The organism is Burkholderia sp. AU45251 (assembly GCF_030482905.1).
Taxonomy (GTDB): Bacteria; Pseudomonadota; Gammaproteobacteria; order Burkholderiales; family Burkholderiaceae; genus Burkholderia; species Burkholderia aenigmatica.
Window position 1 is genome coordinate 78,735 of the sequence record NZ_JAUJQH010000006.1, and the last position, 24,459, is coordinate 103,193.

23 protein-coding genes and 2 riboswitches are annotated in these 24,459 nt (G+C 68.9%); of the genes, 15 read left to right on the top strand and 8 right to left on the bottom strand.

Annotated features, from left to right (window positions below; translation table 11 throughout):
• The first annotated feature begins 12 nt into the window (after positions 1-12).
• The 6 genes from QZM67_RS15170 (at position 13) to QZM67_RS15195 (ending at position 6,521) form a co-directional block, all read left to right on the top strand.
• Positions 13-1,389 carry a lysine N(6)-hydroxylase/L-ornithine N(5)-oxygenase family protein gene (locus QZM67_RS15170; RefSeq protein WP_301804380.1) on the top strand — a complete coding sequence of 459 codons (1,377 nt, stop codon included), beginning with the start codon at positions 13-15 and terminating at the stop codon, positions 1,387-1,389.
• A 46-nt stretch (positions 1,390-1,435) separates the two neighbouring features.
• Positions 1,436-3,652, top strand: coding sequence for a TonB-dependent siderophore receptor (locus QZM67_RS15175; RefSeq protein WP_301804826.1), 2,217 nt, complete (start codon positions 1,436-1,438; stop codon positions 3,650-3,652).
• Positions 3,653-3,738: 86 nt separating this feature from the next.
• A complete protein-coding gene (locus QZM67_RS15180; protein ID WP_301804383.1) occupies positions 3,739-4,578 on the top strand; it encodes a formyltransferase family protein in 840 nt (279 codons plus the stop codon).
• Positions 4,578-5,594: a GNAT family N-acetyltransferase gene (locus QZM67_RS15185; protein ID WP_301804387.1), complete on the top strand. Its 1,017-nt coding sequence runs from the start codon at positions 4,578-4,580 to the stop codon at positions 5,592-5,594. The genes QZM67_RS15180 and QZM67_RS15185 overlap by 1 nt, the downstream gene beginning before the upstream one ends.
• A 250-nt stretch (positions 5,595-5,844) precedes the next feature.
• The gene (vapB, locus tag QZM67_RS15190; protein WP_301804389.1) at positions 5,845-6,108 is read left to right on the top strand and encodes a type II toxin-antitoxin system VapB family antitoxin; all 264 of its coding nucleotides are present in this window, start codon (positions 5,845-5,847) and stop codon (positions 6,106-6,108) included.
• Positions 6,105-6,521: a PIN domain-containing protein gene (locus QZM67_RS15195; RefSeq protein ID WP_175022525.1), complete on the top strand. Its 417-nt coding sequence runs from the start codon at positions 6,105-6,107 to the stop codon at positions 6,519-6,521. Before vapB ends, QZM67_RS15195 begins: the two co-directional genes overlap by 4 nt.
• Before the next feature lie 48 nt (positions 6,522-6,569).
• Here the strand turns inward: QZM67_RS15195 and QZM67_RS15200 are convergent, their stop codons facing one another.
• Together QZM67_RS15200 and QZM67_RS15205 are read right to left on the bottom strand one after the other, a co-directional pair.
• Positions 6,570-7,475: a nucleotidyl transferase AbiEii/AbiGii toxin family protein gene (locus QZM67_RS15200; protein WP_301804393.1), complete on the bottom strand. Its 906-nt coding sequence runs from the start codon at positions 7,473-7,475 to the stop codon at positions 6,570-6,572.
• A complete protein-coding gene (locus QZM67_RS15205) occupies positions 7,444-8,514 on the bottom strand; it encodes a type IV toxin-antitoxin system AbiEi family antitoxin (RefSeq protein ID WP_175022588.1) in 1,071 nt (356 codons plus the stop codon). The genes QZM67_RS15200 and QZM67_RS15205 overlap by 32 nt, the downstream gene beginning before the upstream one ends.
• Positions 8,515-8,856: 342 nt before the next feature.
• Between QZM67_RS15205 and QZM67_RS15210 the strand changes: the two genes are divergently transcribed.
• Entirely contained in the window at positions 8,857-10,020 is a 1,164-nt protein-coding gene (locus QZM67_RS15210) for a M20 aminoacylase family protein (protein WP_175022523.1), read from the top strand.
• 333 nt (positions 10,021-10,353) lie between these two features.
• Complete coding sequence (bamE, locus tag QZM67_RS15215; RefSeq protein ID WP_175022522.1) at positions 10,354-10,893, top strand: outer membrane protein assembly factor BamE; 540 nt, start codon at positions 10,354-10,356, stop codon at positions 10,891-10,893.
• A 39-nt stretch (positions 10,894-10,932) separates the two neighbouring features.
• On the opposite strand, the gene QZM67_RS15220 is transcribed toward bamE, so the two are convergent.
• From QZM67_RS15220 to cobA, 4 genes are read right to left on the bottom strand one after another with little or no spacing between them, the layout of a single operon-like run.
• Positions 10,933-12,237 (bottom strand): cobyrinate a,c-diamide synthase, encoded by a 1,305-nt coding sequence (locus tag QZM67_RS15220; protein WP_301804399.1) that lies wholly within the window; start codon positions 12,235-12,237, stop codon positions 10,933-10,935.
• 2 nt (positions 12,238-12,239) lie between these two features.
• Positions 12,240-12,842, bottom strand: a complete 603-nt coding sequence (gene cobO / locus QZM67_RS15225) for a cob(I)yrinic acid a,c-diamide adenosyltransferase (protein WP_021160089.1) — start codon at positions 12,840-12,842, stop codon at positions 12,240-12,242.
• 37 nt (positions 12,843-12,879) lie between these two features.
• The gene (locus tag QZM67_RS15230; protein ID WP_301804404.1) at positions 12,880-13,257 is read right to left on the bottom strand and encodes a cobalamin biosynthesis protein; all 378 of its coding nucleotides are present in this window, start codon (positions 13,255-13,257) and stop codon (positions 12,880-12,882) included.
• A complete protein-coding gene (gene cobA, locus QZM67_RS15235) occupies positions 13,254-14,003 on the bottom strand; it encodes a uroporphyrinogen-III C-methyltransferase (RefSeq protein ID WP_301804408.1) in 750 nt (249 codons plus the stop codon). The genes QZM67_RS15230 and cobA overlap by 4 nt, the downstream gene beginning before the upstream one ends.
• 169 nt (positions 14,004-14,172) lie before the next feature.
• Positions 14,173-14,410: riboswitch (cobalamin riboswitch) on the bottom strand.
• Positions 14,411-14,525: 115 nt separating this feature from the next.
• A riboswitch (cobalamin riboswitch) is annotated at positions 14,526-14,793 on the top strand.
• A gap of 329 nt (positions 14,794-15,122) precedes the next feature.
• Between cobA and cobW the strand changes: the two genes are divergently transcribed.
• From cobW to QZM67_RS15270, 7 genes are all read left to right on the top strand, one after another.
• Positions 15,123-16,211, top strand: coding sequence for a cobalamin biosynthesis protein CobW (cobW, locus tag QZM67_RS15240; RefSeq protein ID WP_089450457.1), 1,089 nt, complete (start codon positions 15,123-15,125; stop codon positions 16,209-16,211).
• Positions 16,212-16,217: 6 nt separating this feature from the next.
• Positions 16,218-20,027: a cobaltochelatase subunit CobN gene (gene cobN, locus QZM67_RS15245; RefSeq protein ID WP_301804412.1), complete on the top strand. Its 3,810-nt coding sequence runs from the start codon at positions 16,218-16,220 to the stop codon at positions 20,025-20,027.
• A complete protein-coding gene (locus QZM67_RS15250; RefSeq protein WP_175022517.1) occupies positions 20,024-21,100 on the top strand; it encodes an ATP-binding protein in 1,077 nt (358 codons plus the stop codon). The genes cobN and QZM67_RS15250 overlap by 4 nt, the downstream gene beginning before the upstream one ends.
• A gap of 68 nt (positions 21,101-21,168) precedes the next feature.
• Positions 21,169-21,777, top strand: coding sequence for a VWA domain-containing protein (locus QZM67_RS15255; RefSeq protein WP_301804414.1), 609 nt, complete (start codon positions 21,169-21,171; stop codon positions 21,775-21,777).
• 58 nt (positions 21,778-21,835) lie between these two features.
• Entirely contained in the window at positions 21,836-22,288 is a 453-nt protein-coding gene (locus tag QZM67_RS15260; protein ID WP_011351963.1) for a YaiI/YqxD family protein, read from the top strand.
• A gap of 179 nt (positions 22,289-22,467) precedes the next feature.
• Positions 22,468-23,040 carry a DUF1993 family protein gene (locus QZM67_RS15265; RefSeq protein ID WP_175022514.1) on the top strand — a complete coding sequence of 191 codons (573 nt, stop codon included), beginning with the start codon at positions 22,468-22,470 and terminating at the stop codon, positions 23,038-23,040.
• Between the two features lie 31 nt (positions 23,041-23,071).
• On the top strand, positions 23,072-23,398 hold the full coding sequence (locus QZM67_RS15270) for a low molecular weight protein tyrosine phosphatase family protein (protein ID WP_301804417.1): 327 nt from the start codon (positions 23,072-23,074) through the stop codon (positions 23,396-23,398).
• Between the two features lie 21 nt (positions 23,399-23,419).
• Here QZM67_RS15270 and QZM67_RS15275 read toward each other — a convergent pair whose 3' ends face one another.
• Positions 23,420-23,842, bottom strand: coding sequence for an NUDIX hydrolase (locus QZM67_RS15275; RefSeq protein WP_301804420.1), 423 nt, complete (start codon positions 23,840-23,842; stop codon positions 23,420-23,422).
• 150 nt (positions 23,843-23,992) lie between these two features.
• Entirely contained in the window at positions 23,993-24,238 is a 246-nt protein-coding gene (locus QZM67_RS15280; RefSeq protein ID WP_175022511.1) for a hypothetical protein, read from the bottom strand.
• Between the last annotated feature and the right edge of the window lie 221 nt (positions 24,239-24,459).

A 24,459-nucleotide genomic window follows, 5' to 3' on the forward strand; every position in this document is an offset into this window, starting at 1 on the left:
GGGAGCTGAGACATGCAGAGAGAAACCGTATTCGACCTGATCGGCGTCGGCTTCGGGCCGTCGAATCTGGCGCTGGCCGTGCGCCTCGCGGAGCGCAGCGGCGCGCGGACGTTTGCCCATTGCTTCGTCGAGCGCCAGCCTGAATTCGGCTGGCATCGCGGGATGCTGCTCGACGACTGCCGGATGCAGATCTCGTTTCTGAAGGATCTCGTCACGATGCGCGATCCGAAAAGCCCCTACACGTTCATCAACTACCTGTTCGAACGCGGCCGGCTGAACGAATTCGTCAACCTGAAGAACTTCTATCCGACCCGCGTCGAGTTCCACGACTACCTGAGCTGGGTGGCCGAGGCGTTCGACGATCGCGTCCATTACAGCGAGACCGTCCTCGCGATCGAGCCCGTGCGTGGCGATGGCGCGAAGATCGATGCGCTGCGGGTGCTGTCGCGCGACGCCGCGGGCCACGAGCGCCAGCGCGTCACGCGCGCGCTGTCGGTCGGCGTCGGCGGCACGCCGGCGATTCCGGACGCGTTCGCCACGCTCGGCCGCGACCGCGTGATCCACTCGTCGTCGTACCTGACCGACATCGACCGGCTCGTCGCATCGCCGGACGGCGAGCGCCGCCGCGTCGCGGTGATCGGCGCGGGGCAGAGCGCGGCCGAGGTGTTCATCGATCTCGCGCGCCGCTTCCCGCATGTCGACGCGAGCCTCGTGATGCGCGCAGGCGCACTGAAGCCCGCGGACGACAGCCCGTTCGTCAACGAGATCTTCAGCCCCGAGTTCACCGATGTCGTCTATGCGCAGCCGCACGACGCGCGCCGTGCACTGCTCGAGCGCTATCGCGACACGAACTACGCGGTGGTCGACCGCCCGCTGATCGAACAGATCTACGAAATGCTGTACCTGCAGCGCATCGACGGGACGCCGCGTCATGCACTGCTCGCGAACCGCGCGATCGAGGCTGCGGTGCGCGGCGCCGACGGCCGCATCGAGCTGACGCTGCGCGACCGGATGAGCGGCGCCGCGCGCGTCGAGCGCTTCGACGCGCTCGTGCTGGCGACGGGCTACCGCCGCGACACGCATTCCGCGCTGCTCGAAGGGCTCGCGCCGCACCTGGGCGATGCGCTGGTGCGCGGCGACGTCGCGCGCGACTACCTGCTCGCGACGCCCGAGCACTTCGCGCCACGCATCTACCTGCAAGGCTGCTGCGAAGACAGCCACGGCCTGTCCGACACGCTGCTGTCGGTACTGGCGCGCCGCGCGGACGAAATCTGCGCATCGCTCGAACACGGAACCGCACCCGCCCATGACGAAGGCGCGGCCCGGGCACCGCATGAAAAACGACAGGACAACGGGGTGAGCGCAAGCCGGATGGCTTTCGCTCTTTGACAAAGGCGCGGTCGGAGACCGCGTGAAAAAACTGGAGCAGAGAAAGATGGAGTGGGCAACAGGCACGCGTTTGCGTGCGATCGCAGCCGCGGCGAGCGTGGCGTTCGGTGCGGCGGCAGGGCACGCGTATGCCCAGACGGCGCCGGCCGTGAACGCGGGCGCCGCGGCGTCGGCCAGCAGTGCGCAGAACGGTGGGGCGGCCAGCGCGGCGGCCGGCACGCTGCCGACGATCAACGTCAACGCGGCCTCGGCAGGGGACGGCACGGTCGGGCTCGTCGCGAAGCGCAGCCGGACCGGCACCAAGACCGATACGCCGATCAACGAGATTCCGCAGACGATCAACATCGTCACCGCGCAGCAGATCGAGATGACGGGCGCGACCGACGTGAACGCGGCGCTGCGCTACGTGCCGGGTTTCTCGTCGTACGGCTCGGATAACCGTTCGGACTGGTACGCGGCGCTGCGCGGCTTCACGCCGACCGCGTATGTGAACGGGCTGCAGGTGCCGAACACGCTGAACCTGGCGAGCTGGCGCGTCGATCCGTACATGATCGACAGCATCAGCGTGCTGCGCGGGCCGACCTCGGTGCTGTACGGCGCGGGCGATCCCGGCGCGATCATCGACGTGCAGACCAAGCTCGCCGACGGCGAGCGCGTGCGCGAGGCCGGTGTGCAGATCGGCAACTATGCGCGCAAGCAGTTCATGATCGACGTCGGCGACAAGCTCGACCCGGACGGCAAGTACGCGTACCGGTTCGTCGGCGTCGCGCGCGACGGCAACGCGGTGACCGGCCCGAACAACGACCAGCGCATTGCGCTCGCGCCGTCGTTCCGCTGGCGCCCGAACGCGGATACGTCGCTGACGGTTTCCGCGACCTACCTGCAGGACTGGGGCGACATCTCGTCGAACTTCCTGCCCGCGCAGGGCACGGTGCTGCCGAACCCGAACGGGCAGATCAATAAGGATATCTACGAAGGCGACGGGAACTTCAACTATTACCGCAAGAAGCAGTGGTCGCTCGGCTATCAGTTCGAGCACAATCTGAACTCGATGTGGACGCTGCGCCAGAACGTGCGCTGGATGCACCTGTCGCTCGACAACGCGTCGGTGTTCGGGAACGGCTTCGTCGACGGCAGCACGACCGACGTGTCGCGCTGGGCCGGCCTGTTCCAGATGAACTACAGTCGTTTCGACATCGACAACAACGCGCAGGCGCGCTTCGGCACCGGCCCGCTCGAGCACACGCTGCTGCTCGGTTTCCAGTACAACCGGCAGACGGCGACCGACAGCGAATGGCTGGCCGCGGCGCCGCCGCTGAACCTGTACAACCCGGTCTACCTGCCGGTCACGATGGGCGTGTTCGCGGATCCCGACGCGACGTCCCGTACCAACACGTACACGACGATGAACACGTTCGGCCTGTACGCGCAGGACCAGATCAAGTGGAACCGCTGGACGCTGACGCTTGGCGGCCGCGAGGACTGGGTCAACATGCGGATGGACGACCGCGCCAGCGGCACGCAGTCGAAGGCCGACGTCACCGCGTTCACCGGCCGCGTGGGTCTGACGTATCAGGGCGATTACGGGCTGTCGCCGTACATCAGCTACGCGACGTCGTTCAATCCGATGATCGGCGTGAGCATGCTCGGCGGCGGGCTGGCGCAGCCGACGCGCGGCAAGCAGATCGAGGCCGGGCTGCGCTGGCAGCCGCCTGGCAAGAACCTGATGCTGAACGCGGCGATCTACCAGATCAACCAGACCAACGTGCTCACGCCGGCGCCGACCGATATCACGAAGTCGGTGCAGACCGGCGAAGTGCGTTCGCGCGGGATCGAGCTGAGCGCGACCGGCAAGGTCACGCGCAACCTGTCGGTGATCGCGTCGTACGTGTATCAGGACGTGAAGAACGTGAAGGCCAACGACGTGTCGCTGAACAACTGGCCGGTCGACGTGCCGCGTCCGCGCCAGATCGCGTCGCTGTGGACCGACTGGACGTGGCACACGGGGCCGCTCGAGGGCTTCGGCCTCGGCGGCGGCATTCGCTACCAGAGCGCCTCGGCCGGTGCGGCCGACAACTCGCTGACGGTATCGAGCGTCACGCTGTTCGACGCGGGCCTGCACTACGACACGCGTAACTGGCGCTTCGCCGTGAACGGGACGAACCTCTTCAACCGCCATTACGTCAGCGGTTGCCAGTCGATGAACGTCTGCATTTTCGGTACCGACCGCACGGTGATCGCGACCGCGAAATACAACTGGTGACGATGCGCGCCGCGGCCCGCCGGCCGGCCTTCATGGCTGGCGCGGGCCGGCTGCGGCGCCTTCGTCCGCTTTTCCACGACGCATCCATGCCGAAGAAAAATCTCGTCTACATCCAGTCGCTGCGCAACGGCGCGGCCGATCGTGCCGGGCAGCCGGTCGCCTATCAGGGCGGCACGCGCTACATGAAGGCACCGCTCGAATTTCTCGTCGAACGCCTGAACGACTCGCCACTCGGCGAGCGCTACACGCTGAAGGGCGTGATCGTCGACGACGACGACGGGTCGCCGGCCGACCGCGCGAAAGTCGCCGACTACGGCTTCGCCCGCGCGCCGGGCCGCCCGTGGATCCTGCCGGAAGGGTTGGCGGTGCAGGGTCGGCCGGTCGACGAACTGTTCTGCTCGATTCCGTCGACGTACCGGCGGCTGCCGCGCGACGCGCGCGAGCGCGCTGCGGCCAAGCAGGCGTTCGAGCGCCGCCTGCTCGAACGCCTGCTCGAACTCGAAGCCGACGTCGTCGTGCTCGACGGGCTGCTCGTGATCCTCGACGAACTCGTGCGGCCCGGCGCGCGCTTTCACCGGCGCATCGCCAACATTCATCCGGGCATCACCGCCGACGGTTCGCCGTACCAGCGGCGCGGCGCATGGGCGACGCTCGACGCGCTGCACGGCGCGCGCGGCGAACGGGTCGACTGGGCGAGCGGCGCGACGTCGACCGTCGAGCCCGTGATGATGACGGGCGCGTCGTTCCACTACGTCGACAACGGCATCGATTCCGGCGAGGTGATCTGCGACGTGCTCGACACGTCGATCGCGCCGGACGACACGATTCTCGAACTGCGCTGGAACAACTTCCAGCGCAGCCTGTTTCCGGCGCTCGAGCGGGGGCTGCACGTCCTCGCCGACCGCCACGACGCGGGAGCACTGTGATGGAAGACACGCTGACGAAACCGGCCGGCACGGCCGACGCCGTCGAAGGGGACGTGGCCGCCGCGCTCGACGGCGCCGCACGCGGGCCGGCGAGGGCAGTCGCCGAGCGCACGCTCGACGCGTGGCGGCCCGACGATGCGCCGGACGGATTGCTCGCGGCGTTCGTCGCGCTGTTCAACACCGACACGCGCTACGACGCGGCGACGGTCACGGTGCCGCTCGGCGGCACCGATGCGGCGGCCGTTGCGTCGTACGTCGCACGCGCGGTGCGCGAGGGTGTGATCGACGGTGCGCAGGTTGCCGGCGACACGCTGCGCCTCACCGTGTCGCGCGCGACGTTCTGGCAGAACCCGCGGCCGTGGCTGAAGGCGCCTGCGTCGGGCGGGATGCCGCTGCGTTACACGATCACGAACGGCCACCGGCACCCGGTGCGGCCGCCGTCGCCGGCCGGCGAGATCTATACGCGCGACATGCCGCAGGTCGGGATGACGTTCAGCCTGCGCACCGTCGACATCGACGAACATGCGCAATTGTTCAGCGACTGGATGAACCTCGATCGCGTCGCGCATTTCTGGGACCAGCGCGGCACGCGCGACGAGCACGCGGCGTATCTCGCGGAGCGGCTCGCCGATCCGCACATGCACCCGATGATCGGCTATTTCGACGACACGCCGTTCGGCTATTTCGAGTTCTACTGGGCGAAGGAGGACCGTCTCGCGCCGTTCTACGAGGCACACGACTACGACCGCGGGCTGCACCTGCTGATCGGCGACTCGCGCTTCCAGAGCGCCGGCAAGCTGCATGCATGGTGGAGCGGGGTGCTGCACTACATGTTCGTCGACGAACCGCGCACGCAGCGGCTCGTCGGCGAGCCGCGCGTCGATCACGTGCGGCACATCGCGTACATGCACCGGCTCGGGTTCTACACGCTGAAGGAATTCGATTTCCCGCACAAGCGCGCGGCGCTCACCGTGATCGAGCGCGATACATTCTTCGACACTTTCCGGTTGCCGTGACGGTGCGGGCGCGCAGCGTCGGTGCGACGTTGCGTGCGGCCTTGCGATGCGCGTGCATCGGCCGTCCGGGATATGGACCGCCCGGCCTGCGTCATGAAGAATGGATCGCTCTTCTCATCCACGACAGGCCGGCAACATGAACCCGACACCCTCGACAGCGTGGGGCGCGACGTCCGATTCGCACCCCGTCAAATTGACATATGCCGACATATGCCTAGAATGGACGCATCGATCTCCCATGGAGTGGCTCATGCGCACCGTTTCCATTTTCAAGAACGCCCGTAACCAGGCGATCCGCATCCCGAAGGACATGGAGTTCGAGGGGGTGACGGAACTCGAGATCCGCCGCGAGGGCGACACACTGTTGCTGCGGCCGGTGCGGCCCACGTGGCTCTCGTTCGCGAGCGAACCGCTGGCCGACGCCGACTTCCTCGCCGAACGTCCGGTCGTCATCGAGTCCGGCCGCTTCGACCTGTCCGGTGGTGGCGCCGCGCCGACGGAGTCCGGCCAGTGACCACGCTCTACATGCTCGATACGAACATCTGCTCGTTCATCATGCGCGAGCGGCCTCCCGTGGTGCTGTCGCGGCTGCAATCGTGCGTCAATGCGCAACACCGGATCGTCGTCTCGGCGATTACGTACGCCGAAATGCGGTTCGGCGCGGTTGGCAGGAAGGCGTCACCGAAGCATGCGGAACTCGTGACGGCCTTTGTTTCGCGGCTGGATGGCGTGCTGTCGTGGGATACCGCGGCCGTCGATGCAACGGCCGCGATTCGTGCCGATCTTGCCGCGCGCGGCACGCCGATCGGCGCGAACGACGCGTCGATCGCCGGGCATGCGATCGCGGCCGGTGCGGTGCTCGTCACGCACAACAGCCGCGAGTTCGGCCGTGTCGCCGGGTTGGCGCTCGAAGACTGGGCGGCCTGAGCGCAGCTTCGTATCCGTACGCGCACGCTGCTGTTCCGCAGCGACGCGTCACGTGCGTGGCGCGGGTTGATCGACGAGAAAGGCGGTACGGAACGCATCGAGATACCGGTCGACGTCGTCGGTGAATTCACCGGGCAACAGTGCGAAAGCGCGTGCCAGCAGATCCTGGCCGAGCGCGGCATAGGTCGCTGCGTCCGACAACAGCGCGCGGATCGCGTCGCGCGTTGGCGGCGAAGCAATTTGCTGCGCCTCGCGCGCGAGCAGCGCGGCCGCGGCGAGTCCCGGCTGGAACGCATGGGTCTCGAGCAGGTCCGGCGCATCATCCCAGATACGTTCGCGATTGCCGGCGTCGTGGAAATTCCGCAGCAGGAACAGCAGGTCGTACGCGTCGCTGTTCTGGCGCGCACGCCGGTCCTTCCACGCGAGCAGCTTCAGCAGCGTCAGCGCCGGCAGGCTGGCCACCGGCACCACGGTATGCGCGTCGATCGACACCGGCTGTGCGGTGTCCACCGCTTCCTGGAACCCGAGTACGTTCAGCACGAATTCACCGCCGGGCGGCCACGCAATCTCGCCCGGCGGCATTTCGAGCGGCCCGAACGGCACGAGGTCCAGCTCCGTGCGAAAACCGTGCGCGCCGTTGTCGAACAGCAGTTTCTGCTGCTGTTTCGATGCGCGCGTGAATTGCCCGGTGGCGACGAGTGCCTCGACGAGTTGCGCGTGAAATGGCCAGCTCACCGCGCACACGGCAACGTCGACGTCGCGCGTTGCACGCACCGGCCGGATGCCGTGCACGTGCCACATCAGGATGTCGCGCGCGGTAGCGCCGGCGACCACGAACGCCGCGTCGAGGTTTGCGCAGGCCGAGCTAACGGCCTGCAGCAACGCGACCGCCGCAGGCTCCAGCGGCCGGCGTGCGTCGACTTCAAGCGGGCGGGTGGGCGAGATACCGGTCATGGATGCGATCCGCGATGGCGAGATTGCGGCTGTCGCCGGACGAGACGAGATCCGCGTAGATCAACAGCGGCGGCACGACCGGTCCTTCCTGCTCGCGCCAGTCGAGCGCGGCAGACGGCGGCCAGAACGCTTCGACGAGTTCGACCTCGCCGCGCTCGTCCGGACGCAGGCGTCCCTGGAGCAGCAGCCGGTTCGACGCGGTGCCGTGCGTATAGACGGTGATCGTGGCCGGCTTCAGGTCGTGCGTCAGCAGGTCGGCCGCCGGCTCGCCGCCGAGCCGCGCATCGAATGCCGCGAAATCGAAACCGCGCCACCAGTCGGGCGCGAGGCTGGCAAACCGGCGGCTCGGCAGCTTCGCGCGCAAGCGGCTCGGGTACAACGCGACCCATTCCTGCACGAAGCGAGGCCAGTCGGGAAGCAGGCGCTCGCCGTTGCGGCGCTGCCCGACGAGGCCGCGCGCGATCAGATCGTCCATCGCCAGATTGACCGTGCCGAGCGCGACATCCGACGCGGCCGCGATCGCCCGATACGGTTGCGCGACGAGGCCGGGCTGCGTCGCGAGCGCGAACATCACGGCCAGCCCCTTCGGCGTCGTCGCGCGCGACGACTGCCGGCGCGGTGCCCGTGCGGGCTTCGGCCGGCCCGCGATCATCACGGTTGCCTCCGGCTGAATCAGGCATGCGTTGCCGGCGGTATCGAGAAACGGGATGCCCTGGTCGATCAGGCCGGCGGCCAGTTCGGCCGACAGATGCGGCGCGACCAGCATCAACGGGCGCTCGCCGGGCGCTGCGTTGCCGCCGCCGCGGCGCAATGCCGCGAGCGTGCCCGCCAGCGATTCGACGTGCAGGCGCACCGCGACCGGCATCTCGAATACCTGCCCCGCAACGTCGAAGCGGATCATGGCGTCGGCGCGCGCCTTGTAGGCGGCCGGCACGCGCACGGGCCGCGCGCGAAAGCGCCGGGTCGCGCGTTCGAACGCGGCGCAGGCTTCGTCGAGCACGTGCTGTTCCGGCAGGGAGAGGGAAGGGTTCGCGGGCATCGAAGGGAATCGCATGTTCACTTTTTTGTTAGCGTACACAAAAAATGTACGGACGTCAAAAAGTGAACAAGAATTCACAAGCCATTGATATGTATGGGCTATTTATGGATGCCATTCGATAGTCATCGGGCTCTCATACGCAGGAAATGGGCGGATGGCGTACAGTTTCGCGCGCTCGGATCCCGTGCGGCAGTCGTCCGGATGGCCGGGCTTGCGCTCGTCGTGCATCGCATTCCCCTATGGCAACCATCGGTTGCTACCACGACGACTCTCGGTCTTCCGGGTTGCCATCGAACTGACTATCCTTGCCCGCATATTCCCCAAAGGACAGGAGACGACACCGTGACGCACAGCGTGATTCCCGCAGGCCTCGCCGACGAAATGATCGAGATCCGGCACCGCATCCATGCCCACCCCGAGCTCGGTTTCGAGGAATTCGCGACGAGCGACCTCGTCGCGGCGCAATTGCAGTCGTGGGGCTACACGGTGCATCGCGGGCTCGGCGGGACGGGCGTCGTCGGGCAGTTGAAGGTCGGCAACGGCACGCAGCGCCTCGGCCTGCGCGCCGACATGGACGCGCTGCCGATCCACGAGTCGACGGGCCTGCCGTACGAGAGCAAGATCGCCGGCAAGATGCACGCGTGCGGCCACGACGGCCACACGGCGATGCTGCTCGCAGCCGCGAAGCATCTCGCGCGCGAGCGCTGCTTCTCGGGCACGCTGAACCTGATTTTCCAGCCGGCGGAGGAAGGGCTCGGCGGCGCGAAGAAGATGCTCGACGAAGGGCTGTTCGAGCAGTTCCCGTGCGACGCGATCTTCGCGATGCACAACATGCCCGGGTTCCCGACGGGCAAGTTCGGTTTCCTGCCGGGGCCGTTCATGGCGTCGTCGGATACGGTGATCGTCGACGTACAGGGCCGTGGCGGCCACGGCGCGGTGCCGCACAAGGCCGTCGACTCGGTGGTCGTCTGTGCGCAAATCGTCATCGCGCTGCAGACGATCGTGTCGCGCAACGTGTCGCCGCTCGACATGGCGATCGTCACGGTCGGCGCGATCCACGCGGGCGAGGCGCCGAACGTGATTCCCGATCGTGCGCAGATGCGCCTGTCGGTGCGCGCGCTGAAGCCGGAGGTGCGCGACCTGCTCGAGACGCGTATCAAGGAAGTCGTGCATGCGCAGGCGGCCGTGTTCGGCGCGACCGCGACGATCGACTACCAGCGCCGCTACCCGGTGCTCGTCAACGATGCGGAGATGACGGCCTTCGCGCGCAACGTCGCACGCGAATGGGTAGGCGACGCGAACCTGATCGACGGGATGGTGCCGCTCACCGGCAGCGAGGATTTCGCGTTCCTGCTCGAGAAGCGGCCCGGCTGCTACCTGATCATCGGCAACGGCGACGGGGAGGGTGGCTGCATGGTGCACAACCCGGGCTACGACTTCAACGATGCGGCGCTGCCGACCGGCGCGTCGTACTGGGTGAAGCTGGCCGAGGCGTTTCTGGTGTGACGGTTGCGGCCCGCGCGCGGCGCCCGCATGGTCCATCGGCATCGCATTGCCCCGGCGGGATCGGGATTTGACGGTCCTTGACATGGCGTTGCAGGGCCGCGTGCTACGCTCCGTTTCGCGTCGGACCGGGCGTCGGCACACGCGGACGGCCCGCACGGCGCGATCCGTTCCGGGCGCCGGCAGCAACGAGAATTCGGCTGCGCCGCTCGCTGAACGAACGGTGTTTTCCGGCCTGCACGGCCGGGCACGCGTCGCTCGACCGCTCACACCCGGGCCCGCACTGCCTCTTGGCCATGGGCGCCGGCCCTGCTCAATCGATACCGCCCCTACGACATGCGAAAACCTATCCTCATCGCGCTGACGGCCTGCGCGTTCGGCTTCCTCCTGACCGGATGCGACGATCAGAAGATGGCCGATGCGGTCAACGCGATCAAGCCGGACAACGTGGCGTTCGGTAGTCTGCAGCGGGGCGTGTCGACGGTCGACGACGTGCTCCGCGCCGCGGGCAAGCCCGAGATGGTCAGGCAGAACGAAGACGGCTCGCAGCGGTACGAGTATCCGCGCGGCCCGTTCGGGACGAGCACGTACATGCTCGACTTCGGGCCGGACGGCAGGCTCATGTCGATCACGCAGGCGCTGAGCGCGGAAAACATCGCGAAGGTCGTGCCGGGGATGACGAAGGACGACGTGCGGCAACTGCTCGGCAAGCCGACGTCGGTCTCGCAATACGCGTTGAGCCACGAAGAAGTCTGGAGCTGGCACTGGGCTGAAGGTGGCGTATCGGGCGACGCGATGTTCAATGCACATTTTTCGCCGGACGGGATCGTGATCCGGACATCGAGATCGGAAGCGCCCGGACGGGAGAAGCCGTGACGGCGGGCTTGCCCGGCCGCGTCATTCCGTCGCCGCAAGTCACCACGCTTCCCCGCTGAACAGCGCCGCCGCCGCATCCGGATTCGACGGCCAGTACATGTGCATGTACGTCGCGACGATCGCGCCGTGGCGATACACGGCTTCGCCACTGCCCGGCGCGCCGTCGGGGCGCGCGGCGTGCGCGATGGGTTCCAGCGGCGTCGCGAGCCGCGAATAATGAAACGTATGTCCGCGCATCGGCCCGGTGCGCGTATCGAGCTGCTGCATGCCGAGCGCCGCGAACCGGCGCTGCATCGTCGCATGGCCCGGCAGCACGCCCAGCATCGGCGTCGTCAGGCCGTCCGCGTCGGTCAGCGATTCACACAGATACACCATCCCCCCGCATTCCGCGACGATCGGCCGGCCGGCCGCCGCATGCGCGCGAATCGTCTGCGCGGCCACGACATTCGCCGCCAGCGTCGCCGCATGCAGTTCCGGATAGCCGCCCGGCAAAAATAGCGCGTCGCAATCGTCGGGCACGGGTTCGTCGGCAAGCGGCGAGAAGCACCGCAGTTCCGCACCGAGCGTATCCAGCAACGCGAGATTCGCCGGATAGACGAACGAAAACGCCGTATCGCGCGCGACCGCGATCCGCTTGCCGGCAAGCGCGCGCGGCAGCGGTGCGGCCAGGTCCGGTTCCGCGAACGCAACAGCCGGCGGCAACTCGGCAAGCGCCGTTTGCGCGAGCACGTCGGCCGCGCGATCGAGCCGCGCGTCGAGGTCGTCGATGTCGTTCGGCTGGTACAGGCCGAGATGCCGCTCCGGCAGCGCGATGCCCGCATCGGCCGGCACGTGCCCAAGCCAGCGCAGGTCGTCGGGCAGCGCCTGTTGCAGCAGTTCCGCGTGCCGCGCCGAGCCGACGCGATTCGCCAGCACGCCGTGAAACGGCAGCCCCGGCCGGAACCGCGCGAGCCCGAACGCGATCGCCGCGAACGTCTGCGCCATCGATTTCGCGGAAATCACCGCGACGACCGGCACGCCGAACGCGGCCGCGAGGTCGGCGCTGCTCGGTGTGCCGTCGAACAGCCCCATCACGCCTTCGATCAGGATCAGGTCGGCCTCGCGCGCGGCGTCGGCCAGCAGCGCGCGGCAGCCGGCCTCGCCGACCATCCCGAGGTCGAGCGCATGTACGGGCGCGCCGCTCGCACGTTCGAGCAGCATCGGATCGAGAAAGTCGGGCCCGGTCTTGAACACGCGCACGCGCCGGCCGAGCCGGCGGTGCAGCCGCGCCAGGCCGGCCGTCACCGACGTCTTGCCCTGGCCCGACGCGGGCGCGCTGACGAACAGCGCGGGGCAGGCCGGCACGCTCAGAACTCCACGCCGCGTTGCGCCTTCACGCCTTGTTCCTTGTACGGATGCTTGACGAGCCGCATTTCGGTGACGAGGTCGGCCGCGTCGATCAGCGCATCGGGCGCGTGCCGCCCGGTCACGACGACGTGCACCGAATCAGGGCGCGCGGCCAGCGTCGCGAGCACTTCGTCGAGCGGCAGGTATTCGTACTTCAGCACTGTGTTCAGTTCGTCGAGGATCACCATCCGGTAGTCGCCGCTCTCGATCATCCGGCGCGCCTCGTCCCAGCCCTTGCGCGCGGTCGCGATGTCGGCGTCGCGGTTCTGCGTGTTCCACGTATAGCCATCGCCCATCGTCACGAAATCGCATTCGGCTACCGCGCCGAGGAAGTCGCGCTCGGACGTGTGCAGTGCGCCCTTGATGAACTGCACGACGCCGAGCCGCATGCCGTGGCCGAGCACGCGCACGGCCATGCCGAACGCGGCCGTGCTCTTGCCCTTGCCATTGCCGGTATTGACGATCAGCAGGCCCTTTTCGTTGACGGCGGCGGCCTGCTTCTTCTCATGGCCGGCACGGCGGCGTTCGGTCATCCGTTGATGGGATTCGGCGTCGGTTTTCATCGGATTGGTCCTGTCGAAAGAAAGCGAAACAAAGGGTTCAGAGCGGGCCGGCGAGCGCGACCGTCACGCCGTCCCGGATCGATTTGGGGCCCAGCAGCCGGCCGTGCGGCGCCGCCAGCTGCGCGCACGGCTCGGCCACGCCCGCGACGCCAAAGCGGGCGAGCGCGGCATCCGACGGGCCGCTTGCGGCCAGTTCCGGGTGGCGCGCGAGCCGTGCCGCGTCGAACGCGACGAGCGGCCAGCCGCGTCGTGCGCACAGCGTGCGCAGCGCGCGGGCACGCGCCTTGTCGGCGAGCGTCGCAACGAGCGCCGGTTCGGCGCCCGGGTACAGGGTCAGCGCCGCGCGGATCGCGGCATCGAGCTGCGCAGCCGTGACGCCCGCGCGGAAACCGACGCCGAGCGCGACGCGCATCATGCGCCGCTGCCGAGCGCGGCACGTACCGCGGGATCGTCGGCGAACGCCGCGACGCGGCCGATTACGACGATGGCTGGCGAGCCGATGCCAGTCGCACCGATGCTTTCGACGAGGGTGTCGAGCGTCGCGAGCACGTGCCGTTGTTCGGGGCGCGTCGCGTTCTCGATCGCCGCGCACGGCGTATCGCCGGGCAGGCCGCCTTCTCGCAGCGCGGCTGCAATCGTGTCGAGGCGGCGAATGCCCATGTAGATGACGATCGTCATGCGCGTGGCCGCGAGCGCGCGCCAGTCGGGTTCGCCGGCGCCCGCGCCGTGGCCCGTGACGAAGATCACGCCCTGGGCGTCGCCGCGTTGCGTGACCGGAATGCCGAGCGCGGCCGGCGCGGCGATGCCCGCGGTGACGCCGTTCACGACCTCGACCGGGAATCCCGCCGCGCCGAGTGCGGCCAGTTCCTCGCCGCCGCGGCCGAACACGAACGGATCGCCGCCCTTGAGCCGCGCGACGCTGCGGCCCGCGCGCAGATGCGCGAGCATCGCGGCGACGATCGTCTCCTGCGGCGTCGATGCATGGCCGCCACGCTTGCCGACGTGCTCGATCTGCGCATCGGCACGCGCATGGCGCAACACGTCGGGATTCACGAGATCGTCGACGAGCAGCACGTCCGCCGCGCCGATCGCACGGACGGCCTTGAGCGTCAGCAGGTCGGCGTCGCCGGGGCCGGCGCCGATGAGCCAGGCGCGGCTCATCGGGCGCGGCACGGTGCGCACCGTGTCGAAACAGTGGAACAGGGCAGGCGGGCGGCACGGCGGCGGCCAGCAGACAGGAAACGCATGACGGATCGAACGAAGCCCGCGCGGCCGCGGGCGGAATGCGCACCCCATCCGTCCCCCGCGGATCGGGCGTTCGGCGAGCCTCGGGCTCGCCCCTTGCGTCGGCCGGTATCCGGGCTGGCCGCTTGCCAGGCCGCGGCCTTCCCGCCCGGCTGAAGGGCAGTGGCATCGTGGGCGGCCTGGGCGCGTGCGCGGGGAAGCGCGTCGCGCGGGCGGCGTACCGTTGCGGGGACAGCACAGGCCGGGCGGTGGTCCGCCTCCTGTTTCCCGTTTAACTGCAGGCGCGGAATACGCATGCGAGCACCGAACGCGGCGCATACGATAGCACAGCGATCCACCCGCGCGAACCACTGCGCACGGCGTTCGGCCACGTGCGCCGGCCATCCGGAACCGGGCCCGGTGGCCCGCTCCGCCTTGACGCTCCCCGCCTGCGCCGCCTACACTCGCACGCGTTTTGGTGCTCGCGCGCGCCGCTCCGGCGCGCGCAGTTAAACGGGAAACAGGGAGCCTGCCTGCGCCGCAGTCGAGCCAACCTGTGCTGCCCCCGCAACGGTAAGCGAACGCGTCGCGCGAGAAGCGCCACGCAACGCCGCTTCGCCGCATGCCGCGCGCATGCGGACGACCGCCACTGGATGCCGCGTGCATCCGGGAAGGCGAAGCGGTGTGTTCGTCAGCCCGGATACCGGCCTAAACGTTGGGGTTCAGCGCCGCGGGGAGGCGGCGCATCGTCCACGGCCGCAGCAGGCCCGACGCCCGCGTGTTGCCCGCTTCCTCCGCCGATCCGCCGTCGCGCCAACCCGCGCCGGCCGGCGTGGCGAACGGCAGGCGGCGCGCACCGGGCCGGCGGCAGCCGTGTTGGCATTCACGATGTCGACCGTTCGCAAGGAAGCACCATGTCCGCTTCGTCGTTCCGCCCGTCCCGCGACTGTCCGTCCGGATCGCGCGGCGGCATGCCCGCGATCCGCCAGATGAACTGCCACGCCGCCATCGACGCGACGATCCCGGGCTGATTCCATTTTCGACACAGGACCTACCATGACCATGCGCAAGCTTCCCGTCACGATCGTCACGGGCTTTCTCGGCAGCGGCAAGACGACGCTGATGCGCCACATCCTGCAGCACGCCGAAGGCCGCCGCATCGCGGTGATCGTCAACGAATTCGGCGAGCTCGGCATCGACGGCGAAATCCTCAAGGGCTGCGGCATCGGCTGCGAGGATGCCGAGGGGGCGCAGGGCGAAGCGTCGGGCCAGCTTTACGAACTCGCGAACGGCTGCCTGTGCTGCACCGTGCAGGAAGAGTTCTATCCGGTGATGGAAGCGCTCGTCGAGCGGCGTGCGGACATCGACCACGTGCTGATCGAAACCTCGGGCCTCGCGCTGCCGAAGCCGCTCGTGCAGGCGTTCAACTGGCCGACGATCCGCAACAGCTTCACGGTCGACGCGGTCGTGACCGTGGTCGACGGGCCGGCCGCCGCGAGTGGCCAGTTCGCGGAAAACCCGCAGGCCGTCGACGCGCAGCGCCGCGCCGATCCGAACCTCGATCATGAATCGCCGCTGCACGAGCTGTTCGCCGATCAACTGTCGTCCGCCGATCTCGTGATCGTGAACAAGGCCGATCTCGTCGGCGACGCAGCGTTCGCGCAGATCGAAACCGCGATTCGCGACGAAATCCCGCCGCAGGTGAAGATCGTGCGCGCGACGCGCGGCGAGCTCGATCTCGCGATGCTGCTCGGTCTCGAATCGGCATCGGAAGAAACGATCCACCTGCGTCACGACCATCACGGCTCGGCCGACGACGGCGATCACGATCACCATCACGACGATTTCGACTCGGTCGTCGTGTCGGGCGACGCCGGCACGCGCGAAGCGACGATCGCCGCGCTGCAGCGTGTCGTCGAAGCGCACACGATCTATCGCGCGAAAGGCTTCGCCGCGCTGCCCGGCGCGCCGATGCGCCTCGTGATCCAGGGCGTCGGCCGCCGCTTCGACAGCTATTTCGACCGTCGCTGGCAGGACGGCGAAACGCGCGCGAGCCGCTTCGTGCTGATCGGCGAGGATCTCGACGCGGCCGCGCTGCAACGCGCGTTCGACGCCGCGTGCGCGGCCGAGCCGCAACAGGCGTAACACACGATGCATTTGCTGCGCACCACGCCGGGCGGCTTCGTCGACGACACGCAGGGCGTCGTCCGGATCGACCAGCAGCCGGCCGACATCGTGATCCTGAGCTCGGCCGACACGACACTGTCGCTGCTGGCGAGCGTCGTGCCGCACCTGCCGGCCGGCTTCCCGAGCGTGCGGCTCGCGAACGTCACGTTCCTGCGGCAGCCGGCGTCGGTCGACTTCTACGTCGACGACGTGCTGCAGCATGCGAAGTCGGTCGTGATCGATCATCTCGGCGGCGAGGCGTACTGGCCGTACGGAATCGAGCAGGCCGTGTCGCTCGCGTCGAAACGCAAGCAGCAGCTCGCGATGTTCTCGGGCGACCTGCAGGAAGACCCGAACCTCGTCGCGAAGAGCACGGTCGCGCCCGACCTGTGCCGGCTGTGGTGGCGCTACCTGCGTGAAGGCGGCGTGCACAACGCCGAGGCGCTGCTGCGCAGCATTGCATTCCATACGCTCGGGTTCGGCGAAGAGCCCGAACTGCCGCGCCCGCTGCCGGCCGCCGCGCTGTATCACCCGGCGCGCGACCGCGCGAGCGTCGACGACTGGCGGTCGCGCTGGACGCCCGGCGCGCCCGTCGTCGCGATCCTGTTCTATCGCGCGCACTGGCAGGCCGCGAACACGGCCGTGTTCGACGCGCTGGCCGATACGCTCATCGACGAAGGGCTGAATCCGCTGCCGATCGCGGTCACGTCGCTGAAGGACGCGGTGAGCCGCGAAGTCATCACGCAGCTCTGCGACACGCACGACGCCGCGCTTGTGCTGAACACGACCGCGTTCGCGGCCGGCGCGATCGACAGCCCCGAGCACGACGTGCTCGCCGGCGACGCGCCGGTCCTGCAGGTGATCCTGTCCGGCGGCAATCGCGACGCGTGGGTGGCCGACAACCAGGGCCTGCATGCGCGCGATATCGCGATGCACATCGCGCTGCCCGAGGTCGACGGGCGCATCGTCACGCGCGCGGTGAGCTTCAAGGGGCTCGCGTACCGCTGCCCGCATACCGAGGTCGACGTCGTGCGCTACCAGCCGGACGCCGAGCGGATCGCGTTCGTCGCGGCGCTTGCGCGCGGCTGGTGCCGGCTGCGCACGCGCGACAACGCCGACAAGCGCGTCGCGCTGATTCTCGCGAACTATCCGCAAAGCGAAGGTCGGATCGGCAACGGCGTCGGGCTCGACACGCCGGCGTCCGCGCTGCGCGTGCTCGCGGCGCTGCGCGACGCGGGCTACGCGGTGGCCGACCTGCCGCCCGACGGTGACGCGCTGATCGCGCGGCTCACCGAAGGCGTGACCAACGACGCGGCCGTGCATGCGTTGCGCCCCGCCTTCCAGAGCTTCCCGCTGGCCGACTACGTCGCCCGTTTCGCGCGGCTGCCGGCGGCCGTGCGCGACGCGCTGAACGAGCGCTGGGGCCCGCCTGAAGCCGATCCGACGCTGCGGCAAGGGCGCTTCACGATCGCCGGCTGGCGCGCGGGCAACGTGTTCGTCGGCATCCAGCCGTCGCGCTCGCGCGGCGAGAACGACTACGCGAGCTACCACGACGCGGATCTCGTGCCGCCGCACGCGTATCTCGCGTTCTATTTCTGGCTGCGCGACGCCTATCGCATCGACGCGGTGATCCACCTCGGCAAGCACGGCAACCTGGAATGGCTGCCGGGCAAGAGCGTCGCGCTGTCCGACGCGTGCTGGCCCGACCTGACGCTCGGGCCGCTGCCGCACCTGTATCCGTTCATTGTCAACGATCCGGGCGAGGGCAGCCAGGCGAAGCGTCGCGCGCAGGCGGTGATCATCGATCACCTGATGCCGCCGCTCACGCGCGCGGAAAACTACGGCCCGCTGCAGGATCTCGAGCGGCAGGTCGACGAATACTACGAAGCGCTGATGGTCGATGCGCGGCGCGCGAAGCTGCTGCGCAAGACGATCCTCGCGACGATCGCCGAACACCGATTGCACGACGAACTGAGCGTGTCGCCGCCACGCGATACGGGCGACGAGGATGCGCTGCTCACGCGCGTCGACGCGTGGCTGTGCGAACTGAAGGAAGCGCAGATTCGCGACGGACTGCACGTGTTCGGCGTATCGCCGGCCGAGCGCCAGCGGCGCGACACGCTGCTCGCGCTCGCGCGCTTTCCGGTCGGCGACGGCAAGGGAGCACGCGCAGGACTGATCGGCGCGCTCGCGCGCGATCTCGCACTCGGCGATGACTTCGATCCGCTCGCGGCCGACTGGGCCGCGCCGTGGGTCGGCCCGCGCCCGGCGATCCTGCAGGCGCTCGACGCATCGCCGTGGCGCCATGCGGGCGATACGCGCGAGCGGCTCGAACGGCTTGCGCAGCAGTGGCTGGACGGACTGTGCGCAGCCGACGGCGGTAACGCAGGTACCGATGCGACGCCTCCCGGCGACTGGCCGCACACGCTCGCCGTGATCGAGCGTGTCCGTGAGATGCTGCTGCCCGCGCTCGACGCGTGTGGCGGCGAGGAAATGCGTCAGCTGCTGCGCGGGCTCGACGGCCGCTTCGTGCCGCCGGGGCCGAGCGGCTCGCCGTCGCGCGGCCGCCCCGACGTGCTGCCGACCGGTCGCAATTTCTACTCGGTCGACACGCGCGCGGTACCGACGCAGGCGGCGTGGTCGCTCGGCCTGAAATCCGCACAGCAACTGATCGAACGCCATCTGCAGGATCATGGCGACTATCCGCGCGCGATCGGCCTGTCGGTCTGGGGCACGGCGACGATGCGCACGGGCGGCGATGACATCGCGCAGGCGTTCGCGCTGCTCGGCGTGCGGCCGAAATGGGCGCACGGCAGCCACCGCGTGACCGACTTCGAGATCCTGCCGATCGAGATCTTCGACCGGCCGCGCATCGACGTGACGCTGCGCGTGTCGGGCTTCTTCCGAGACGCGTTCCCGAACCTGATGCACCTGTTCGACGCGGCCGTGCAGGCGGTGGCCGCACTCGACGAGCCCGAGGAGCTGAACCCGATCCGCGCGCGCATCGAGCGCGAGCGCGCGAAGTGGGTCGCGCAGGGCGTGGCACCGGACGAAGCGCGGCGCCGCGCCGGCTGGCGTGTGTTCGGCGCACGGCCGGGCAGCTACGGCGCGGGCTTGCAGGACCTGATCGACCAGCGCCGCTGGCAGACCGACGCCGATCTCGCCGATGCCTACCGCCAGTGGGGCGGCCATGCGTATGCGCAGAACAGCGCGGGCGACGCGGCGGCCGACGTGTTCGGCGAGCGGCTCGCGACGATCGACGTCGTCGTGCAGAACCAGGACAGCCGCGAACACGACATCCTCGATTCGAACGACTACTACCAGTTCCAGGGCGGGATGACCGCAGCCGTGCGGCATCTGTCCGGTCAGCAGCCGAGCATCTACCACGGCGACCACGCGAACCCGGTCGCGCCGAAGATGCGCACGCTGCGCGAGGAAATTGCGCGCGTGATCCGCTCGCGAGTCGTCAACCCGAAATGGCTCGATGGCGTGAAGCGCCATGGTTACAAGGGCGCGGCCGAGATGGCCGCGACCGTCGACTACCTGTACGGCTATGACGCGACCGCGCGCGTGCTGTCCGACCACCAGTACGCGCTCGTCGCCGACGCGTACCTGTTCGACGACGCCACCCGCGCGTTCCTCGAACGGCACAATCCGAAGGCGCTGCACGGCATCTGCGAACGCTTCGTCGAGGCGATGCTGCGAGGCCTGTGGCAGCATCCGGGCGACTATCGCGAACGGATCGAAGCGGTCTGGCTCGCGAGCGAACAACTCCAGGAAGGGGGACGGCGATGACCGATCCGACGCTGCACCGCGCCCGCGCGGTGTTTCCGTTTGCGGCGCTCGTTGCGCAGGACGCATTGCAGCAGGCGCTGCTGCTCGCCGCGATCGACCCGTCGCTCGGCGGCGTGCTCGTCAGCGGGCCGCGCGGCACCGCGAAGTCGACCGCGGCGCGCGGCCTCGCGGAGCTGTTGCCCGAAGGGCAGTTCGTCACGCTGCCGCTGTCGGCGAGCGACGAGCAGGTGACCGGTACGCTCGATCTCGCGCATGCCCTCGCTGAAAATGGCGTGCGCTTCCGGCCGGGCCTGCTCGCGAGGGCGCATCTCGGCGTGCTGTATGTCGACGAAGTGAACCTGCTCGCCGACGGGCTCGTCGATACGCTGCTCGATGTCGCCGCGAGCGGCGTGAACATCGTCGAGCGCGATGGCGTGTCGCACGCGCACGATGCGCGCTTCGTGCTGATCGGGACGATGAATCCGGAGGAGGGCGAGCTGCGTCCGCAGTTGCTCGACCGCTTCGGGTTGATGGTCGAACTGGAGAATTGCTTCGACGCCGCACAGCGCGAGCGGATCGTGAAGGCGCGGCTCGCGTTCGATCTCGATCCGGACGCGTTCCGCGCAGGCCATGTATCCGCACAGCGCGAACTCGGCGACCGGATTCACGCGGCGCGTGCACGGCTGGCGGCGCTCGATTTCGACGATGCCGTCCATGCGCGCGTCAGCGCGCTGTGCATCGACGCGGCCGTTGACGGGCTGCGTGCCGATCTCGTGATGCTGCGCGCGGCGCGCGCGCTCGCCGCACTGGAGCAGGCCGATGCGGTGACGGTGTCGCATGTGGAGCGCGTGGCCGACGCGGTGCTGCGGCACCGGCGTCATGCGGGGACGCCGCCATCGTCCCGAGCGCCGCAGAAAAACGACGAACGCGACGGTCACACGCCGCCCGATGCGCGCGAGCGCCCCGACGATCCATCGGGCGCCGCGCAGAACGATGCCGCGGCAGCGCAGGGCGACTGGGGCTACCTGCCGCCCGAACCGGCCGGGCTGCACGACGTGAAAGGCGTGGTGCCGCTGCCGCTAAAAAAGCGCTGAGCCATCGAGCCGGCGCCGCTGCGAACACCGTTCGCGGTCCTCGATGGCAATCAGGCGCAGCCGCGCGCGTGCCGGGCACGGCACGTGCCGGCACCACCGTTGCATGGCCGGCAACGCTTGCCGGGAAACGCGGCGGCCCGCTGCATCGCGGCCATCTGCGCTTCCGGAAACGGGCCGGCACGCCGGACGCACTGCATTGCTTCGTGCTCGATTGTTCGGCGTCGATGCTGTCGCACGAGCGGCTCGCACTGGCGAAGGGGCTGATCGTCGCGTATTTCGACCAGGCCGCGCGCGACCGTGTCGAAACCGCGCTGATCTGTTTCGGCGGCAATGGCGCCGCGCGCCGCTTCGGCCCGGCCGTGCCGCGCTGGTGGAATGCGCGCTGGCTCGAACCCGTCGAAGGTGGCGGCGGCACGCCGCTCGCGGACGGCATCGCGGCCGCCGCGCAATTGCTCGCGCGCGCGGCGCGGCGCGAGCCCGGCAAGCAGCGCTGGCTGTGGGTGCTGTCCGACGGACGCACGCGCGAGATACCCGCGAAACCCGCGGCGGCCGATCACGTCGTGTTCGTCGACTTCGACGATGCGGCCGTGCGGATCGGGCAGGGCGCGCGGCTGGCCGCGGCCTGGGGCGCGCAGTGGGTGACGGCCGACGCGCTGTACACGGGCCGCGCCGGCTGATGGGCGGCCAGCGGTGCGTTATGATCGCCGCTTCTGCTGCTCTCTGGAAACACCCGCCATGCAAGTACTGGTCGATGCCGACGCGTGTCCGGCCGTCATCAAGGACATGCTGTTTCGCGCCGCGCGTCGTGCCGAAATCTGTGTGACGCTGGTCGCGAACCAGTTTCTGCGCACGCCGCCGTCGCCGTTCATCAAGGCTGTGCAGGTGCCGGCCGGCTTCGACGTGGCCGATGCGCGCATTGTCGAGCTGGTGGAAGCGGGGGATCTCGTGATCACCGCCGACATCCCGCTGGCCGCCGCCGTGCTCGACAAGGGCGCGCATGCGCTCGACCCGCGCGGCAACTGGTTCAGCCGCGAGAACATCGAGGAACGCCTGTCGACGCGCGCGATGATGGATCAGTTGCGCAGCGCGGGCATCGACACGGGCGGGCCGGCGCCATTCAGCGCACGCGACGGCAAGGCGTTCGCCTCGCAGCTCGACCGGTTCCTGGCGCGACACGGCAAGCCCTGAGGGTGCGTTGCGCCAGCCGCGTGCGGCGATCATCCTGCGTGGATGCGTGGACGAACACCTGCACGGACCATGCGTCACATCACCGGATCCGCATTTAATCGCGCTCATCGCTCAGGCCGGGATGCAGGTTCGCGCCGACACTGCTATCGTGGCGCAAACCACAACACAGGAGCGCACGCGTGTCACCGACTCAACTTCTCGTTCCGACCTTCACCCAGATGCTGCGCGCGCAGACCGCGTGGCTCGACAAGGCCGTCGCACACCGGCAGGCCGCGGGCGACGCGCCCGACGCGGCGATGTCGCTGAAGCTGGCACCCGACATGTATCCGCTTGCCGCACAGGTGCGCTTCTCGTGCTTCCAGGCGATGGAGCCCGTCCACCGGCTGCGTGGCGAACCGTTGCCGGCTGCGCTGCTGGCCTTGCGCGAAGCGGGATGGAATGCCGATGCGCAGCCCGGCACGCTGGCCGACGCGCAGGCGATCATCGCCGGCACGCTCGCCTTTCTCGACGAACTCGCGCCGGATGCGCTCGATGGCGGTGCCTCGCTGCCGATCGCGCTCGAAATGCCGAACGGGATCGCGTTCGACATGACGGGCGAACAGTACGCGCGCGACTGGGCGCTGCCGCAGTTCTACTTCCACGCGATCGCCGCGTACGCGATCCTGCGCCACCACGGCGTCGAACTCGGCAAGGCCGACTACGTGCCGCACATGCTCGCGTACGTCCGGCCGGGCACGATTCCGCAGGGGTGAGCCGGCAGGCGCCGGGCACCGTCGAAACGACATGACGCGGGCACTTTTCATCTGCAGCCGCAACCGGCTGCGCAGCCCGACGGCCGAAGCGGTATTCGCCGCGTGGCCGGGTGTCGACACCGACTCGGCGGGCCTCGCGCCCGATGCGGACACGCGCGTGTCCGCCGAGCAGCTCGACTGGGCCGACGTCGTGTTCGTGATGGAGCGGGCGCACAAGGCGAGGCTGGCGGCGCAATTCGGCGCGCAGGTACGGCACAAGAAGATCGTGTGCCTCGACATTCCAGACCGTTACGCGACCATGCAGCCCGAACTCGTCACGTTGCTCGAGCGCAAGGCCGGCCCGTTCCTGCGCGGGTGACCGGCACGGGCGAGGTGGACGTCAGCGCAGCCGGCCGTTCGCGATCGCCGAAAAACCGTCGAGCCGCAGCAACTCGATGATCTTGCGCGTCGGCACGCTTGCACGCAGCGTGTCGAGGCGGTCGTCGGTGAACCACTTGCAGCGGGCGATCTCGTTGCTCGCGCGCGGCGTCAGGTGCGCCGGCACGTCGGCCACGAACACGTGATGGAGCTTCGTCAGCCCGCCGAACTGCACCGCGTAATCGAGCGCGAGCCCCTCCAGCCGCGTTTCCTCGGCGAGCTCCCGCAGTGCCGCATCGAGCGGCGTCTCGCCACGCCGGATCGTGCCGCCCGGCAGCGACCAGCGCGACGCGGTGCGGGCGACCAGCAGCACGCTGCTGCGCTGACGGCACACGATCGTGGCGCGTTCCTTGATGACGGCGAGTGTGTCCGGCCCGGTACTCATGTTCGGCAAAACAGGTGCTGAATCGTGGAGAAAATGCGCGTCGGCGGCGCGTCATTCGGCAGCCGGCCGCGACGGCGTACAGGCAGCCGCAACGATGCTACCGGCGGTTCGTGACAGTTCCGTGCACGGCGCTGCAGGACCGCTGACGCATCACGCGTGCGTATAGATCCCGTTGCGCGTCGGCTTCACGTGGCTCGGATGGCGGCGCTTGTGAACGGCACGCCGATGGTGGGACGGCGGCGGCGTGACGTGCCGGCGCGCGGGCGCGGGCCGTGCGGTCGGCGCTGCGCCCGGCATCCCGGTCTGTCCTTCGCCGAAATGGAACGTCTGGGTTTGCGCATGTCCGACGCCCAGCGTCGACGCCAGCATGAAGGCCGCCAGCAGCATCCGTTTCATGAATAATCCGCCTTATTTTTTCGAGATGAAGGTTTCCGCCAGCTTAGCGAAAGGCGGGGCGCTACCGCAACCGGCCCGTGTTCGGGGTCGCCCCCACTTGCGCGCGGCGGCGTCATCCGCCCGGACTCAGGGTGCCGCCGGGGTTGACAACATAATTCCTGAGTGTGAATATAAATTCACACACAAGAATTATTTGCCCAATCCGGAAGGTCGCGCCGCAG